Annotated in this window: 12 protein-coding genes, 1 tRNA gene and 2 rRNA genes; 2 read left to right on the top strand and 13 right to left on the bottom strand. The window is 43.1% G+C overall.

Annotation, left to right across the window (positions count from 1 at the left end; all coding sequences use genetic code 11):
* Positions 1–208: 208 nt before the first annotated feature.
* From ACQ4KW_RS01955 to ACQ4KW_RS01925, 7 genes are all read right to left on the bottom strand, one after another.
* Positions 209–3121, bottom strand: a 23S ribosomal RNA gene (locus ACQ4KW_RS01955).
* A gap of 247 nt (positions 3122–3368) precedes the next feature.
* A tRNA-Ala gene (locus tag ACQ4KW_RS01950) sits at positions 3369–3444 on the bottom strand.
* 167 nt (positions 3445–3611) lie between these two features.
* Positions 3612–5142, bottom strand: a 16S ribosomal RNA gene (locus tag ACQ4KW_RS01945).
* Together the 16S and 23S rRNA genes with 1 tRNA gene alongside form the textbook arrangement of a ribosomal RNA operon.
* Positions 5143–5911: 769 nt before the next feature.
* On the bottom strand, positions 5912–6823 hold the full coding sequence (locus ACQ4KW_RS01940; protein ID WP_430884869.1) for a dihydroorotate dehydrogenase: 912 nt from the start codon (positions 6821–6823) through the stop codon (positions 5912–5914).
* The gene (locus tag ACQ4KW_RS01935) at positions 6816–7607 is read right to left on the bottom strand and encodes a dihydroorotate dehydrogenase electron transfer subunit (protein ID WP_430884868.1); all 792 of its coding nucleotides are present in this window, start codon (positions 7605–7607) and stop codon (positions 6816–6818) included. The genes ACQ4KW_RS01940 and ACQ4KW_RS01935 overlap by 8 nt, the downstream gene beginning before the upstream one ends.
* Positions 7608–7653: 46 nt before the next feature.
* A complete protein-coding gene (gene pyrF / locus ACQ4KW_RS01930; RefSeq protein ID WP_430884867.1) occupies positions 7654–8547 on the bottom strand; it encodes an orotidine-5'-phosphate decarboxylase in 894 nt (297 codons plus the stop codon).
* On the bottom strand, positions 8540–9799 hold the full coding sequence (locus ACQ4KW_RS01925) for a dihydroorotase (RefSeq protein ID WP_430884866.1): 1260 nt from the start codon (positions 9797–9799) through the stop codon (positions 8540–8542). The genes pyrF and ACQ4KW_RS01925 overlap by 8 nt, the downstream gene beginning before the upstream one ends.
* A gap of 552 nt (positions 9800–10351) precedes the next feature.
* On the opposite strand from ACQ4KW_RS01925, the gene pyrB reads away from it, so the two are divergent.
* Together pyrB and ACQ4KW_RS01915 are read left to right on the top strand one after the other, a co-directional pair.
* Entirely contained in the window at positions 10352–11290 is a 939-nt protein-coding gene (pyrB, locus tag ACQ4KW_RS01920) for an aspartate carbamoyltransferase (protein ID WP_430884865.1), read from the top strand.
* Positions 11277–11708 (top strand): aspartate carbamoyltransferase regulatory subunit, encoded by a 432-nt coding sequence (locus ACQ4KW_RS01915; protein ID WP_430884864.1) that lies wholly within the window; start codon positions 11277–11279, stop codon positions 11706–11708. Before pyrB ends, ACQ4KW_RS01915 begins: the two co-directional genes overlap by 14 nt.
* 391 nt (positions 11709–12099) lie before the next feature.
* On the opposite strand, the gene ACQ4KW_RS01910 is transcribed toward ACQ4KW_RS01915, so the two are convergent.
* The 6 genes from ACQ4KW_RS01910 to ACQ4KW_RS01885 all read right to left on the bottom strand — a co-directional run bounded on the left by ACQ4KW_RS01910 (position 12100) and on the right by ACQ4KW_RS01885 (position 17953).
* Positions 12100–13008, bottom strand: coding sequence for a sodium-dependent transporter (locus tag ACQ4KW_RS01910; protein WP_430884863.1), 909 nt, complete (start codon positions 13006–13008; stop codon positions 12100–12102).
* A 12-nt stretch (positions 13009–13020) separates the two neighbouring features.
* Entirely contained in the window at positions 13021–13473 is a 453-nt protein-coding gene (locus ACQ4KW_RS01905; RefSeq protein WP_430884862.1) for a hypothetical protein, read from the bottom strand.
* A gap of 427 nt (positions 13474–13900) precedes the next feature.
* Positions 13901–15499: an NAD(P)/FAD-dependent oxidoreductase gene (locus ACQ4KW_RS01900; RefSeq protein WP_430884861.1), complete on the bottom strand. Its 1599-nt coding sequence runs from the start codon at positions 15497–15499 to the stop codon at positions 13901–13903.
* A 97-nt stretch (positions 15500–15596) separates the two neighbouring features.
* The gene (gene ndk / locus ACQ4KW_RS01895; RefSeq protein WP_430884860.1) at positions 15597–16004 is read right to left on the bottom strand and encodes a nucleoside-diphosphate kinase; all 408 of its coding nucleotides are present in this window, start codon (positions 16002–16004) and stop codon (positions 15597–15599) included.
* 59 nt (positions 16005–16063) lie between these two features.
* Positions 16064–16276: a hypothetical protein gene (locus ACQ4KW_RS01890; protein WP_430884859.1), complete on the bottom strand. Its 213-nt coding sequence runs from the start codon at positions 16274–16276 to the stop codon at positions 16064–16066.
* A 15-nt stretch (positions 16277–16291) separates the two neighbouring features.
* Positions 16292–17953: a glycosyl hydrolase family 18 protein gene (locus ACQ4KW_RS01885; protein WP_430884858.1), complete on the bottom strand. Its 1662-nt coding sequence runs from the start codon at positions 17951–17953 to the stop codon at positions 16292–16294.
* Between the last annotated feature and the right edge of the window lie 163 nt (positions 17954–18116).

The following is an 18116-nucleotide window of genomic DNA, read 5'->3' as shown; positions in this document are numbered from 1 at the left end:
GTCTGAAATGTTTTCTACTGCGTCACTCTTCGTTGCACATCTTCTATCACTCAGTTACGTACCACAGTACGCGCCTTCACTCTTTCAGATATGCGCCTCGATTGACTTGTATTAAACACTTCAGTATTTAAAGAGATTGAACTCTTCAAAACTGCACATGATAATATTTTAGAAGATTTGTTTCACTAGGAATGACTCAAAATCTATATTGGTCAAGTCCTCGACCTATTAGTATCCATCAGCTGAGTACATTGCTGCACTTACACCTTGGACCTATCAACCTGTTAGTCTATCAGGGGTCTTACTCCATAAAGGATGGGAAATCTTATCTTGAGGGGGGCTTCGCGCTTAGATGCCTTCAGCGCTTATCCCGTCCATACGTAGCTACTCTGCAGTGCTCCTGGCGGAACAACAGATACACCAGAGGTATGTCCATCCCGGTCCTCTCGTACTAAGGACAGCTCCTCTCAAATTTCCTGCGCCCACAGCGGATAGGGACCGAACTGTCTCACGACGTTCTGAACCCAGCTCGCGTGCCTCTTTAATGGGCGAACAGCCCAACCCTTGGGACCGACTACAGCCCCAGGATGAGACGAGCCGACATCGAGGTGCCAAACCTCCCCGTCGATGTGGACTCTTGGGGGAGATAAGCCTGTTATCCCCGGGGTAGCTTTTATCCGTTGAGCGACGGCCCTTCCATTCGGTACCGCCGGATCACTAAGTCCGACTTTCGTCCCTGCTCGACCTGTATGTCTCGCAGTCAAGCTCCCTTTTGCCTTTGCACTCTTCGCGCGATTTCCAACCGCACTGAGGGAACCTTTGAGCGCCTCCGTTACTTTTTAGGAGGCGACCGCCCCAGTCAAACTGCCCACCTGACATTGTCCCGACGCTGGATAACAGCGCACGGTTAGGACACTGATATAGCAAGAGTGGTATCCCAACGGTGACTCCATACACACTAGCGTGCATACTTCTTAGTCTCCCACCTATCCTGTACATGCTATACCAAAATCCAGTGCCAAGCTACAGTAAAGCTCCACGGGGTCTTTCCGTCCTGCTGCGGGTAACCGGCATCTTTACCGGTACTACAATTTCACCGAGTCCATTGTTGAGACAGTGCCCAAATCATTACGCCTTTCGTGCGGGTCGGAACTTACCCGACAAGGAATTTCGCTACCTTAGGACCGTTATAGTTACGGCCGCCGTTTACTGGGGCTTCGATTCAAAGCTTCGCTTACGCTAACCTCTCCTCATAACCTTCCAGCACCGGGCAGGCGTCAGCCCCTATACATCGTCTTTCGACTTAGCAGAGACCTGTGTTTTTGGTAAACAGTTGCTTGGGCCTGTTCTCTGCGGCCGCTTCGGGCGTTAACCCTAATGCGGCACCCCTTCTCCCGAAGTTACGGGGTCATTTTGCCGAGTTCCTTAACAATGGTTATCTCGCTCGCCTTAGTATTCTCTACTCTCCTACCTGTGTCGGTTTACGGTACAGGCACCTAGGTCTCGATAGAAGCTTTTCTTGAAGGACTCTCCAACGACTTCGCTACTTATTTTTCGCTCCCCATCACGCCTTGCAATTAAACCAGCGGATTTGCCTACCGGTTCTCACTTGACGCTTGGACGCACATCCATCGGTGCGATCGTTTTGCATTCCCTGTCACTCCGTCTCTCAGACGACTTTCGGTGGTACTGGAATCTTAACCAGTTGTCCATCGCCTACGACTTTCGTCCTCGGCTTAGGTCCTGACTAACCCTGGGCGGACGAACCTTCCCCAGGAAACCTTAGGTTTTCGGCGGGCAGGATTCTCACCTGCCTCTCGCTACTCATGCCAACATTCTCTCTTGTATACAGTCCACCACTCCTTACGGTATAGCTTCTGCCCGTATACAATGCTCCCCTACCCAACGTCTAAACGTTGCCGTAGCTTCGGTGCCAAGTTTGAGCCCCGGTAATTTTCGGCGCAGGGTCACTCGACTAGTGAGCTATTACGCACTCTTTAAATGAATGGCTGCTTCTAAGCCAACATCCTAGTTGTCTAAGCAACCCCACATCCTTTCCCACTTAACTTGGACTTTGGGACCTTAGCTGACGGTCTGGGCTGTTTCCCTCTCGACCATGAATCTTATCATACATAGTCTGACTCCTGATTATATGACTGCGGCATTCGGAGTTTGATAGTCTTCGGTAGGCGGTGAAGCCCCCTAGGACAGTCAGTGCTCTACCTCCGCGTCACTCACATCAAGGCTAGCCCTAAAGCTATTTCGGGGAGAACCAGCTATCTCCGAGTTCGATTGGAATTTCTCCGCTATCCACAAGTCATCCCAACCTTTTTCAACAGATATGGGTTCGGGCCTCCACTGAATTTTACTTCAGCTTCACCCTGCTCATGGATAGGTCACCCGGTTTCGGGTCTACGCCATACAACTATACGCCCTCTTCAGACTCGCTTTCGCTACGGCTTCAGTGCTGAACACCTTAACCTTGCTATATAACGTAACTCGTTGGCCCGTTCTACAAAAAGTACGCCGTCGAACATATAAAGTTCTTCGACTGCTTGTAAACATAGGGTTTCAGGTTCTTTTTCACTCCCCGACAGGGGTTCTTTTCACCTTTCCCTCACGGTACTATGCGCTATCGGTCACTAAGGAGTATTTAGGCTTGGGAGATGGTCCTCCCGGCTTCCCACAAGGTTTCACGTGCCCCGTGGTACTCTGGTGCGCATCGTGGGCCTTCTTCTTTCGTCTACAGGACTGTCACCTTCTTCGGTGGGTCTTTCCAAACCTCTTCGACTAGAATACCGCCATCACTTATGATGCGTCCACAACCCCAGAAACCGTAGTCTCTGGTTTGGCCTGCTTCCCGTTCGCTCGCCGCTACTTAGGAAATCACTTTTGTTTTCTTCTCCTTCGGGTACTTAGATGTTTCAGTTCCCCGAGTCTCCCTCCGTACACCTATGTATTCAGTGCACGGTGACTACCTATTACAGTAGCCGGGTTTCCCCATTCGGACATTCCTGGATCAACGCTCGCTTGCAGCTCCCCAAGACTTTTCGCAGCTTACCACGTCCTTCATCGGCTCTTAGTGCCAAGGCATCCACCCTATGCTCTTATTAACTTGACCAATTTTCTTAAATAACCTAAGTTATTTTCGATAAACTGTTCTCTTGATATTAATCAATGAGTAATTATTCGAGTTTGAGTTTTGTTTACCTCAGTGAAACTGTATCTTCCCTTAATTCTCAAAACTTAGTTTTAATTATCTTGGTTTGATACGTTTTCGTCTTCTAATTTATTTCATATGCAGTTTTCAAGGTTCAATCTAAAAATTCTTCCCAACTTTCAGAAGAATTGTGCCTTGAATAGGCTAGTGGTGGAGGTAACAAGATTCGAACTTGCGACCCCCTGCGTGCAAGGCAGGTGCTCTCCCAACTGAGCTATACCCCCACTTTATTCAAATGGTTCGCTAACATATCTACGCATCTCACCAAAAGGTTAGGTTCGTATCAGATACGCGCCTTAACTCGTTGGTAGGTGCAAAAATCTGCTCGCAGTGCATTTGTAAGAGATTTTAGTCTCTCAAAATTAAACAGTATAGAGTACGTTCTCCTTAGAAAGGAGGTGATCCAGCCGCACCTTCCGATACGGCTACCTTGTTACGACTTCACCCTAGTCACTGATTTCACCTTCGACCGCTTCCTCCCACAAGGGGTTGGATCACGGGCTTCGGGCGCCCCCAGCTTCCATGGTGTGACGGGCGGTGTGTACAAGACCCGGGAACGCATTCACCGCGGCATTCTGATCCACGATTACTAGCAACTCCAACTTCATGCAGGCGAGTTGCAGCCTGCAATCCGAACTGAGATCGGCTTTATAGGATTTGCTCCAGGTCACCCCTTCGCTGCCCGTTGTACCGACCATTGTAGCACGTGTGTAGCCCAGATCATAAGGGGCATGATGATTTGACGTCATCCCCACCTTCCTCCGTGTTGTCCACGGCAGTCTCTTTAGAGTGCCCAGCCTAACTGATGGCAACTAAAAATAAGGGTTGCGCTCGTTGCGGGACTTAACCCAACATCTCACGACACGAGCTGACGACAACCATGCACCACCTGTATCAGATGTCCCGAAGGAAAGGTCCGGCTAAGGACCGGTCATCTGTATGTCAAGACCTGGTAAGGTTCTTCGCGTTGCTTCGAATTAAACCACATGCTCCGCTGCTTGTGCGGGTCCCCGTCAATTCCTTTGAGTTTCACACTTGCGTGCGTACTCCCCAGGCGGAATACTTAATGCGTTAGCTGCGGCACCTAGGTTCGACCCCAGACACCTAGTATTCATCGTTTACGGCGTGGACTACCAGGGTATCTAATCCTGTTCGCTCCCCACGCTTTCGAGCCTCAGCGTCAGTTACAGTCCAGTAAGTCGCCTTCGCCACTGGTGTTCCTCCTAATATCTACGCATTTCACCGCTACACTAGGAATTCCACTTACCTCTCCTGCACTCAAGTCAAACAGTTTCAAAGGCTTACATCGGTTGAGCCGATGCCTTTCACCCCTGACTTGCTTGACCGCCTACACTCCCTTTACGCCCAGTGATTCCGGATAACGCTTGCCCCCTACGTATTACCGCGGCTGCTGGCACGTAGTTAGCCGGGGCTTATTCCTTGGATACCGTCAAATTTTCTTCTCCAAGAAAAGAACTTTACAACCCGAAGGCCTTCATCGTTCACGCGGCGTTGCTGCATCAGGCTTTCGCCCATTGTGCAATATTCCCCACTGCTGCCTCCCGTAGGAGTCTGGACCGTGTCTCAGTTCCAGTGTGGCCGATCACCCTCTCAGGTCGGCTACTGATCGTCGCCTTGGTAAGCCGTTACCTTACCAACTAGCTAATCAGACGCGGGCCCATCCTGTACCACCAGAGTTTTTACCCCTGTGCTATGCAGCACTGTGGTCTTATGAGGTATTAATCACCGTTTCCAGTGGCTATCCCTCTGTACAGGGCAGGTTGCCCACGCGTTACTCACCCGTCCGCCGCTTTCCACTCCATCCGTCACCCGAAGGATCCGTCAAAAGCTTCTCGCTCGACTTGCATGTGTTAAGCACGCCGCCAGCGTTCATCCTGAGCCAGGATCAAACTCTTTGAAAAAATGTTTCAAATTGTTTTGTCCGTCTCAGATATGCTGACTAATTATTGTTATCATTATATCCGTTTCGAATCAATTGTTTTGCATCTAGACCTTGTCTTGATGCGGTAAAGAATTGAACGTGTTATAATTCTATACTGTTTAATTTTCAAAGACCGAAATCAACTTGTTTTGTGTTTATTCAATGTTGATTTTTCGTTTGTCGCTTTCAACCGGCGACTCAATCATCATAACATTTCATGTGATTCGAGTCAAGCACTTTTTTCAAGTTTTTTTCGAGATGTTTGGTCGTACAATTGTTGTCCAATTAAGTAGCCATCAGTGTCTCGAGCATTTCTTGATTTGTGCGTGTCGTGTTGGCGACTCGTATATACTACCATCATTTTGCTAAGCATGTCAACGCTTTTTCAATAACTTTTTCCCTTTTTTACAAAATCGGTTTTTGTGCCCCTTAAAACCACTATATATTGTGGTTTCTCCCCCGCCTTTACCCAATATTTAATCGATATATTGGGGCATCCGGCTGTTGTATTATTCTGACAATTGGATTTTCTATGGAAACTCCAAAAAAATAACCAGTTATCCAGAATCCTATATCTGAAATCACTGGTTATTTTAATTTTAAAACGTCTTATATCCTCAATATTTCTTTAAAACCAATCCCGCTTTATTAAAAACGCTTATATATGAAATCATGAAACTCTTTCTAGAATGGATAGATTCCATTCGGAGACAGTCATAAAGTCATCTGCTTATCGTAGGTAAGGGGAATTATCTAAAAGCTTTTTGAATATCTTCTATACAAGTGAATTTTTTTTCTTTCATATAAGTGTGTAATCCATCCAGAACTTCTTTACATACATATGGATTTTTAAAGTTTGCTGTACCGACAGCCACAGCCGTTGCACCAGCCAATAGAAACTCTGCAGCGTCTTCAGAATTTGATATACCACCCATCCCAAGTACAGGGATCTTGACACTTCGTGATACATCATGAACCATTTTTAGCGCAACTGGTTTAACTGCTGGTCCAGAAACGCCACCTATTCTATTTGCAATAATCGGTTTAAACGTGTGTATGTCGATAGCCATGCCTGTTAATGTGTTAATCAATGAAACCGCATCTGCGCCTTCTGCTTCTACAATTTTTGCAATTTCACCTATGTTCGTTACATTCGGACTGAGTTTAACAATCAGATGCTTTTTACATACCTTGCGGACTTGTGAAACAACTTTTTTTACCATCTCAGGATTTGTACCAAAAGCCATGCCCCCCTCTTTTACATTAGGACAGGATATATTCAGCTCTATTGAGTCTACATCCGCGTCACTCAGGATTTCCACGATCTCAATATATTCTTCTACACTGTTTCCGTTGGCATTGGCTATAATCTTTGTCTTAAACTGTCTTAAAAATGGAATTTCCTCTTTGATAAATACATCCACACCTGGATTTTGAAGACCAACCGAATTGATGATTCCCATAGGGGTTTCTGCAAGTCTTGGTGATGGATTTCCTTTTTTCTTCTTTAAAGTAAGACCTTTTACCGATATTGCACCTATATCATTTAAGTCAATAAAGTCCGCATACTCTCTACCAAAACCAAATGTTCCTGATGCTACAGTGATTGGATTATGGAGCTTTAAACCATTTAAGTCAACACTCATATTCACTTTAGTCATGGAATATCACCTCAGTTCCTAGAAATACGGGACCTTCTTTACATGTCCTTACATTATCGTAGCCTTCATCATCCTTGTCAGAGTGTACCTTACATGTACATACGAGGCAGGCGCCAATACCACAGGCCATTCTTTCTTCTATAGATAACTGGACAGGTACATTCAGTTCATTACAAACCGCCTGTATACAATTCAGCATAGGTTCGGGTCCACATGCATATACCATCTCGTACACTTCCGTTTTTAAGGCCTCTAGCATAAACTCTGTAACATAACCTTTGTGTGGCATTGCCAGAGTTTCTGAAGATGTTAGCAAGTTGTTGGTATGCTTGCCAAACAGGTCCAGTCCATAGGGTCGCTCTTTATAACCGAGAAGTGTTCTGACATTTCTTTGTCCCTGATTTTCCAGTTCACTTAAAAGTTGAACCAGTGGTGCCGTTCCAATGCCTCCACCAACAACAAGAGCCTTTTTAGAACCATCCACATCAAAACCATTGCCCAGCGGACCCATAATGTCTAATTTTTCCCCTGCTTTAAGCTTTGAAAGTTCATCCGTGCCTTCTCCGAGAACTTTAATTAGAAATGTGATTGTATTTTCATCACACTCACAAACACTTATTGGTCGTCTTAGAAGTTTGTTTGATCTTCCAGACGGCATAATTCCAAAGAACTGACCTGCCTTAATGCCTACTTCTGGATATGGATTTTCTACAATGATCTTACAAATATCTGTTTCAATCATGTCACATGATAAAATCCATGTCTCTTTTGCATACTTTTTCATGATCTAACCCCTTATTTTTCACTGACTTGAAAATTACTATTTGAAATTACCAGTATTTCTTTCCTGCTTCTTCAAGGGCAGTGTTAATATCTTCATTCATCTTTATCACTGCTTTTCTAGCCGCTTCCTGATAAGCCTCCCCAGTTTTTTCGTATGCAAAGATAATACCTCTTGAGGAATTGACAAGTGCACCGAGTCCATCGCTGTTAAATCCGCCTACAACATCTTTGCCTCCGCCGCCTTGAGCGCCGTATCCCGGGATGAGAAAATATGCATTAGGAAGTTCTTTTCTAAGTGTTTCAAGTTCCTCTGGATATGTGGCGCCAACCACAGCACCAACAGGTGTGTAGCCAGACTCATCCACAAAATCGTCTCCCCAAGACTTGACCAATCTTGCCATTTGAACATACACGGGTACATCATCAATTTTCCGGTCTTGTAACTGCCCTGATGACGGATTCGATGTTTTTACCAGGATAAACATACCCTTGCCAGCGCTCCGTGTGTATTTTAAGAATGGCTTGACCCCATCTTCTCCCAGATAGGCATTGACCGTAATGGCATCTGTCGGAATGTGCTCATAATGTGCCTTTGCATAAGCATCACATGTGGATCCTATGTCACCTCTTTTTACGTCACCAATAACATAGAGATTTTTTTCGCTGGCATATTTCACAGTTTTTTCATAAGCTTCATAGCCAGCTGACCCATAAACTTCATAGAAGGCTATCTGTGGTTTAACCGCTGGCACATAGTCTGCCACTGCATCAATAATGCCTTTATTAAAGTCAAAGATTGCAGCTGCAATGTTTGTAGCCGAGGGGTCAGACTGAAGATTGTGCTTATCTCGAATTTCTTTTGGAAGCTGATCCACCCTTGGATCAAGTCCCACAACCACTGCACTCTTCTTACGCTTGATTTCTGATATTAAGTTAATCATTAACCTTGCCTCCTTTTAGTTTCCACTCGCCATTTACAAACACGTGTGTGACTTGTCCATAAACCTTCCATCCTTTAAAAGGTGTGTTTTTACCCTTTGTTTCAAATGATTCTGGCTCAATTGTGTATTCTTTATTCAAATCAATTATATTAACATCAGCGCTTGTTCCTATTTTTAGACTCCCAACAGGAAGTCCTAGTCTCATAGCTGGTTTGCTTGTCATGAGTTCAACGAGCTGATCCAAATTTATTTCCTTGCTTTTAACAAGTTTTGTATAGCAGATAGAAAATGCAGTTTCAATGCCACTAAATCCGTAGGATGCCTTTTCATAACTGCCAACTTTTGTGGTAAGTTCATGAGGCGCATGATCTGTAGCAATCATATCCACCGTTCCATTTTTTAGACCTTCTACCATAGCTCGACGATCTATTTCACTTCTTATAGGCGGGTTGACCTTGTATGCAGCTGAAGCTGGATCACAGTTTTCTTCAGACAGAACCAAATGGTGTGGTTCAACCTCGCATGTGACATCTTCTCCACGTGCCTTGGCTTCTTTAATGGCTTCAAGTGCCTCTTTTGTGCTGACATGGGATACATGAAGGGGCCCACCGACTTCGGCTGCCAGTTCAATGTCCCTTCTGACAATTGCTGACTCTGCAATGACTGGACTTGGCTCTGTCCTATTCTCAGATGTCAACTCATGGTCCTCACTATGCGTCATCACCAGTGCCTTATGTTTTTTAGCTAGTAAAAAAGCATCTGTCATAAGTGATGTGTCAAGAGTGGTTCTACCATCATCCGTAAGTGCAACAGCGCCTGCTTTAAGAATCGCTTCTGATTCTGCCGCTTCAACGCCTTGTAGCCCTTTAGATATTGCTCCTGTTACATAAACTTTGACAAATGCCTTATTTTGAATTCCCTTTTGCAGTTCCATGACAGCCTCTAGACTGTCCATCACCGGATTTGTATTGGGCATGCATACGAGAGATGTGACGCCACCTTTTAAAGCGCCACGCGTGCCTGTTATCAAATCTTCCTTTTGTGTGAAGCCAGGTTCTCGAAGATGAACGTGGGCATCTACAAATCCTGGTGTTACAATCATTTCTGTCGCATCAATTATCCTATCCGTTTTTTCTGGTTGAATGTTCTTTTCAATGGCTTTAATGGTGCCCTTTTCAATAAGCACATCCATAACTTCCCACAGGTTCTGAGATGGATCAACCACCGTGCCATTTTTGATGAGTGTACGCATAATACGCCTCCTGACCAATCTAACCCTAATTTAGATTCGTTTGCAAAAATAAAAGCCATTACGACGGATCGTAACGGCTTGTTGACATAATAATTTACAGATTTGACACCTACCACCGGCAGGTTCAATTCTGTTTGTCCAAGCCTTACAGGTCTCTCGTACCCAGTTTAAAGGCATCGTCTAAAGTTTTATTAAAGGTATCACAAGTCTTATAAAACTGTCAAGTTATAAGACCTATTCTTTTTTGAATCTTTTTTATTTCACAGTAAGTGACCAATTTTTATACTTGCCTTAGATGAAGGGAAACTTCTGGAGCAGAAAAAAGAGTTGTCCCTCAAGAATTTTTTAGATATTTGATTGATTTTTTTGCTTGCTGTATATTTTCTTTTGTGTTACGATGTAGCCAACATCATAAGCCCTTTAACTTGGCCCGAGAGGTTGAGAAGGTTGTTGTATATGTGTAAAGGTCATATGCCTTCTTTCTGTACGCGGGAAGAAGGCTTTTTTATACCTTTAAATTGATTCAGTGAAGTCAAAAAGGAGGAAAATTGAATGGAAAATATCCGTCATCTTATTGAGCCGGAGGATCTCAGTGTAGACGAGATCAACGACCTGGTTGATCTTGGCCTAAAAATGTGGGAGAATCCTGGCGACTATTCAAATGTATGTCAGAATAAAATCATGGCATCTCTGTTTTTCGAACCAAGCACACGAACAAAGTTCAGCTTTGATTCTGCAATGCTAAGACTTGGTGGCCAACTGATTGGCTTTGCTGATGCAAACACGAGCTCAGCTAAAAAAGGAGAAAGTCTAGCGGACACAATCCGCGTTATGGGTTTTTACTCTGACATTATCGTAATGCGCCACCCAAAAGAAGGCGCTCCAAAACTTGCTTCTCATTATTCTGAAGTACCAATTATCAACGGCGGCGATGGTGGACATCAGCATCCAACGCAAACGCTGACTGATCTAATTACAATTAAGCGTTATAAAGGCGCCATCGAAGGTCACACTGTGGCATTTTGTGGTGACTTAAAATACGGCCGAACGGTGCATTCGCTCATCCGCACTTTGGCACGCTTTGGTACAAAGAAATTCATCCTAATATCTCCAGAAGAACTGCAACTGCCTGAGTCTTTAAAAAAGCAGCTTAAACGTTTATACGATGTTGAAATTGAGGAAGTGCGCTATGTCGAAGAAGTTATTGATCAAATCGATATTCTTTATATGACACGCATTCAAAAGGAACGTTTCTTTAACGAAGAAGACTACCTGAAACTAAAAAATTCCTACATTTTTACAAAGAGCAAGCTAAAAACGGCTAAGGATGACATGATTATTATGCACCCTCTACCACGTGTCAATGAAATTGACTACGATGTGGATGAGGATCCACGCGCTGTATACTTTGAGCAGTCGCGCATGGGTGTGTATGTAAGAATGGCTTTAATTACAAAATTACTGGAGGTGGGCCCATATGCTAGAGGTTAAAGGTATTGATAACGGCATCGTTCTTGATCATATTACATCAGGCAACGGCATCAAGGTTTTTAACAAACTTTTTTCTGAACAGACTGACTACCCTGTGGTTCTTGTTATGAATGTAGAAAGTGGCCTACTTGGACGTAAAGACATTATCAAAATTGAAAATAGATTTGATGTGGACTTAGAAGCCCTTGGCTTAATCGATGAGAACATCACTGTAAACATCATTCGTTCAGGAAAACTTATAGATAAGCAAAAGGTTTCTATCCCTGAAAAAATCACTGGACTTTTCGAATGTAAAAACCCAAGATGTATCACAAACCACGACGTCTACTGTGAACCAACCTTCGATCTTGTGTCAAGAAATGGTGAACTCGAATACGCGTGCAGTTACTGTGAAGAGATCACTAAATTTAAAATTTAGTTCTCGCTAAATAACGCTAACCCTAATACTCATTATATATTTACCCTGAAAGAGGGCTGACTTCGGTTGGTCCTTTTTCTCTTTTTTGCCACCCAGTGTTGCCACCGCTCTTGTTAATCTTTATAGCCCAACTTATTGAAGCTGATATCACGTCTATTGCAAACAGCTATTGCTCGCCAAACCACGTATGCCGAAAGCTTTTAATACTGTTTTCAGTGGATTCTCCTATACATGACTTTTTAAGTGCATTGCTAGATCCATCAATAAAATTAAAATGGGGAGACTGTGAATTAACAGTCTCCCCGTGTATACATGCTTTTAGATTGTCAGGTTTAAGTTTTTTATACTGTTCCCAGTATATTTCTATTGTCTCTAATATTAGTTAACTCTATTAGCCGAAGAATCCTAGCATATTTGCTATAACTGCGATAATACCAACTGGAGCAACATACTTTGTAAGCACCAGATAGATGTTTGTCCAAGTTTTTTCTTCCAGCACGCCTCCATTTGTAACTTCGTCCACGACATCTCCTTTTGCCATCTTCCAGCCAACAAAGAGGGAAATGAATAGACCTCCGACCGGAAGCATATGGTCTGAAAGCAGAACCATCCAATCCATAAAATTCATTGAACCTTGATTTAGGAAAGGAATCTGAATATGACTAAGCATACCGTTTGAAAGCGACTGCACTGAACCCAGAAGTGTGATGGCAACAGTTGCTAGAATTGTGGCTTTCTTTCGATCCATGTTGAGGTCTTCTGCAAAATATGCAACCACAACTTCAAGGATTGATATAGATGAAGTTAAGGCTGCAACAGCAAGAAGTACAAAGAATAGAATACCAAAGAAGTATCCGCCAGGCATTTGATTAAACACGTTTGGAAGTGTTATGAATACAAGACCAGGACCCGCGCCAGGTTCAATACCAAATGCAAAGACTGCAGGGAATATTGCAAGACCTGCTAGAAGGGCGATGCCTGTATCAGCAATAGTAACCTGAAGGGCTGTAACACTTAAATCTTCTTTCTTGCTAATGTACGATCCGTATGTGATCATTGTACCCATACCAAGTGATAATGAGAAAAAGGCATGACCAAGTGCTGACATAACAGCTTCTGGTGTCACTTTTGCAAAATCAGGTTGGAATAAGAAGGAAATACCTTCGCTTGCGCCAGGGAGTGTAACGGCTCTGATGTCCAGCACAAAAATAATAACCAATAGCAAAGGCATAAGAATTTTTGCGTATTTTTCAATACCGTCTTTAACACCACCAAGGATAACCGCTGCAGTCGCAGCCATGAAGACCCACTGCTATGCAATTGGAGCAAAACTACTTGTTATCAGACCACCAAACATATCCCCAAGTTGTTCTGGCGACTGACCTGCAAATGCATTCATAATAGCTTTAAACACATAATCCAGCGTCCAACCCGCAACGACACCGTAAAATGATAGAATGACGAATGCCGCTGCAAAACCCAACCACCCTGTTGCAAACCAAGGTGTTTTAGGCGCCAGCTTATGGAATGATCCAATGGCATTTTTTTGCGCTCTACGTCCAATAACAAATTCAGAAAGCATAACAGGTAGGCCAATAAGTGCGATACAAACAAGATAAACAAGAATAAATGCTGCACCACCATAAATACCGGTGATGTATGGGAACTTCCATATGTTCCCTAGACCGATTGCCGATCCGGCTGCCGCTGCTATGATCCCCAATTTCGACGAAAAGCCGTCACGTTGAACATTATTGTTCTCCATGATAATTATTTCCCCCTTACATATCAATTCTATATTCAGATGGCCCATCCATCTAAATATGCATTTTTGACAAACTGTATCTTGTTAACAGTTTGTAATAATTTCTTAAAATTTTAGCACACCCTTGCAAGTATGACAATAGAATATTTCACATTTTTCAGACTTTTCCTTGTTATATTTCAGACAAACGTTTTCTTAGACCGCATGCAATAACTTACTTATGCTATTCAATTTTTTTAATAACACCCGCTATAATTTTAGCGGTTTCCATCCTTCATTTCAATAATTAACTTGCAATATTCTGAATTGTTTGCATTTTAACAATTTAATTAATGTATTTTTATGTAAAAAACAACCGGTAATTATTGCTTATAGCAATGAATCACCGGTTTTCAACCTTTTTATTCCCTTTGAATTGTCTTCTTGACTATATTTTATTACTAAATTTCATTATTATCTGTTCTGCCACTTTAATGCCATCCACCGCTGAGGACATAATTCCACCTGCATACCCTGCGCCTTCTCCACATGGATAGAGTCCACTTACTTCAGTTGACTCTAGGCTGTCTTCTTTTCTATGAATTCTCACAGGCGATGAACTTCTCGACTCAACCCCAGTAAGGACTGCATCACCGCGGGCAAACCCATCCAACTTCTTGTCCATGGCGAGAATCCCCTCACGCATGGCATCTATTATAAATTCAGGAAAAATATCTAGCATGTTTACACCCATAACGCCTGGTGTATATGTTGGCTTAATATCTCCAAGATCTTCTATCTTTGTTTTATTGCCTTCTAGGAAGTCATCCACACGCTGAACCGGTGCCTTGTAATCGCCTCCAGCTATATCAAAAGCCTTTCTTTCAAGCATCCTTTGGAAGGCAACGCCCGATAGTGGATCGTCTGATGGAAAATCCTCTGGTGTCACTGAAACAAGAAGGGCACTGTTGGCATTTTGCTTATCCCTGGCATATTCACTCATTCCGTTGACCACAAGGCCATTTTTTTCAGAAGAGGACGCAACCACAAGCCCACCTGGGCACATGCAGAATGTATACACCCCTCGACCACTTTCTGTTTGATGGGTCAGTTTATACTCTGCGGCACCTAGACCTTGTGGCCTCGTTTCGCTGGAATACTGAACCCGGTCAATCATATCCTGTGGATGTTCAATACGAACACCAACAGCAAATGGCTTGGCCTGCATAGGCACCGCTTTTCTTTTTAGCATTTCAAACGTGTCTCTAGAACTATGTCCTATAGCTAAAACAAGCGCATTTGTTGCTATGGCCTGACCATCTGACAGAATAAGACCCACAATTTCATTGTTTTCAATCTTAATATCATCTAGCCTTGTATTAAATCGTATTTCTCCACCATTTTGCTCGATCCTTTTACGGATGTTTTTAACGGTTGGCTTGAGCTTATCTGTGCCTATATGAGGTTTGTTTTTATATAGAATTTCTTCTGGTGCCCCCGCTTCCACAAGGGCTTCTAATACTTTTCTACATCTTAAATCCTTAATACGCGTCGTAAGTTTGCCATCAGAGAATGAGCCTGCGCCTCCCTCACCAAACTGCACATTGGATTCTTCACAGAGTTGACCTGTTTTCCAAAATGTGTTCACCGTCTGAGTTCGAGCATCGACATCTTGTCCACGTTCGACCACTAGAGGCTTATATCCCATTTCCGAAAGGAGGAGTGCTGCAAACATGCCTGCTGGTCCAAAACCGACAACCACTGGTCGTCCAATTAATGTTTCTTGACCACTTTCCACCTTCTTATATTCTAAATCTGGTGCCTGTTGAAGCTTTTTATTCCTAGAAAGCACACGCTCTTCATTCTTTACCGCAACATCAATTGTGTAGACCTTCTTTACCTGGCCCTTGCGCGCATCTATGGATTCCTTGTAAATTCGGTACTTGACTATATCTTGAGTTGGTATCTTGAGCATTTTGCTTATCTTTTTATTTAGTGCTGATTTATCCTCATCAAGAGACAGCTTGATTTGAGACAGTCTGATCATAATAACCTCTATTTTCTAAAACAACGCCATTATAAAAGGCCATGATACCTTGATCATGACCTTTAATAGCATACATGAGCTCCCATTTAAAATCAAGTTAATCATTCGGGAACCAAATATCTATTTCTCTTTCAGCATCTTCTATTGTTGCGGCGCCGTGCACAACGTTCATTTGTACATTGGTTCCGTACTTGTAGCGGATTGTACATGGTCTCGCCTTGGCTGGATTGGTTGCGCCATTAATTTCCCTGACAACTTCAACTGCATTTTCTCCTGCGACCACCATAAGAACCACAGGGCCGCTGCTCATAAACTCAAGAAGGGGAGTATAAAAATCTCTACCCACGTGTTCCTCATAGTGTTTTTCCAACAAGGTTTTGCTTGCCACGGTGATGTAGGCATCTTCAATGCGTAGGCCGTTTTCTTCATATGTTGAAATAATCCTGCCTATCAATTTCTTTTTAACCGCCTCTGGTTTAATGATAACAAGGGTTCTTTGTTCCATAGTCCCCGCCTCCTTTTTATCATTCATACCAAATAATCAAGGGGTGTACACATGAATCTTTAGTTATCGCTTTCGTTCTCTTGGGATTCAAGCCACTCTTCTTTAATATCCACCATGCCCAGGTCTTTAGCCCGCTCAATGATTTCAGCATCAGACATGGGTTTAGGCCCATATTTGGCAACGGTTAAATCTATCACGCCATAAACAGTTAAAGACAAACCTATGATCATAGCAATGACGTAGCGAATCATTTTTTTCATATTAATTTGCACGACTAAACCACCTCTTTACCTCGCCTTTATGGCATCATCAATAACACCCCATATGTCTTGGGTCTCAAAACCACGTCTCCATACTGCTGCGCCCCCCAGTTTCAACTCATTAACCAGTGTGGCTTTCTCTCTTATTGATGTCGCATTCTCAAACCATATTTTTTTGAGAGCTCCATTTTCAATATAACCAGTATAATGCTGTCTGGCATCTTCGTCCCATATTAGATGGAGGTCTTTTTCTTCAATCCACTTTTCTGCATTGGGCATGTTAAGGACTCCTGAATCCACATCCATCGCATTGGCTCTTTCTCTTGATGGAACCTCTGTCCATACACGCATATAATATGGTATTCCAAGAAGGAGTTTTTCAGAAGGTACAATCTGTGCGATTTTTTCCATATTTGACTTCATCCAGTTATAAGATGATACGGATCCACTGATTGGACTGCTGGCCCAGTGTTCATCATAAGTCATTATAGCAAGATAATCAACTAAGTGCCCAAGAGCTTTTCTGTCATAACATTTGGACCAGGTGTCACTGCCACCCATAACCGTAACGTCCATGCTCACGACCATGTTTTCCCTGCGAAAGGCCGATGTGAGCTCTGCCACAAACTGGGTCAGTTGCCTCTTATCCTCTTTATAGACATTTTCAAAATCAATATTAATGCCTTCATATCCTTTATGACTATATTCAGCCAATAGATTACTGATGAAGTGCTTCCTCGCTGTGGTGCTGTGTAAAAAGGTATTCGTTCTTTTCACATCAAAATCATTGGAAACCAGTGCCCAAAGTTCATAGTCTCTTCCTTTTGCCCAGTTTATATAATTCTCACTGGGTTTGGCTGAAAAATTACCAGAGTCGTCTGAAAGAGCATACCAGGCTGGTGATATAACATTGACCCCTCGCATTGGTCCGATCTTGTCTGTGTCGTAGCCCCGTCCATATATTTCCCAAGTTAAAAAAACGGGTTGGTCTCTTTCAATAGGTGATTTTTTGCTTTCTACTTCAGCTTTCACTTCCCACGTTTTCACGATGACATCCGATGGCACAAATCCCACTTGATAATCCGCTGTCATAACACGAATATATTCTTCGTCATAGTCTGTGATCACAAGAGATTCTTTTTCACTGATCTCATCAAGAATACGCGACTCCCCCGGTGACATGAGAAGGTCAATTTCATATTCAGCATTTCCTAATGTGTAATCTAGTGTGTTGTCCTTCACAAAAATTGTTTTCGTGTTTTCATTAATATCATAACTTAAGTGGAATACGTCTTTCATTTGACCTAGGGGGATCCACAGCATCCCATCTTCCACACGTGGCTTGTCCATAGAAAACTCTTGGCCATTGAGTGTGGCTTGTTCGTAAGCCATATCGTAAACAATGGTATCAAATCCATCACTTATAGTCACCAGATCTTCCTCAGCATCAAAGTCTGAGTAAATATAGTAGGCATCAAGCAAGGCACTTGGCACCCATCCTCTTTGATCCAGCCATTCAAGATTCTCTCCCGGTAGATTCATGGTGAGAATTTCGTCTTTAGAAAGAACGACCACTTGCGGGGTCTCTATAGCTTGTATGTCTTTCTGAGACTTTTGATAGGTCATGTATCCAAAATAAGCAATCACTGCGATTAGTATGGCAATGACAAGGTTCTTAAATATTTTCATTATATCGACATCCTTTATATGTTGATAACTCGAGTCAAAACCCACAGGTTTTCCATGGGTTATGAACAGTTTTGCTCTTAATCACACAGGTATTCCACATAAGTGTATACATCTTCTGTGGATATGTTTCTTTTACAGAATACTTAATATTCTGTTATCCACA

This window comes from Tianxiuia mixotrophica (genome assembly GCF_050596425.1).
Lineage (GTDB): Bacteria > Bacillota > Clostridia > Peptostreptococcales > Acidaminobacteraceae.
This window is presented reverse-complemented; position numbering and strand designations above follow the sequence as displayed.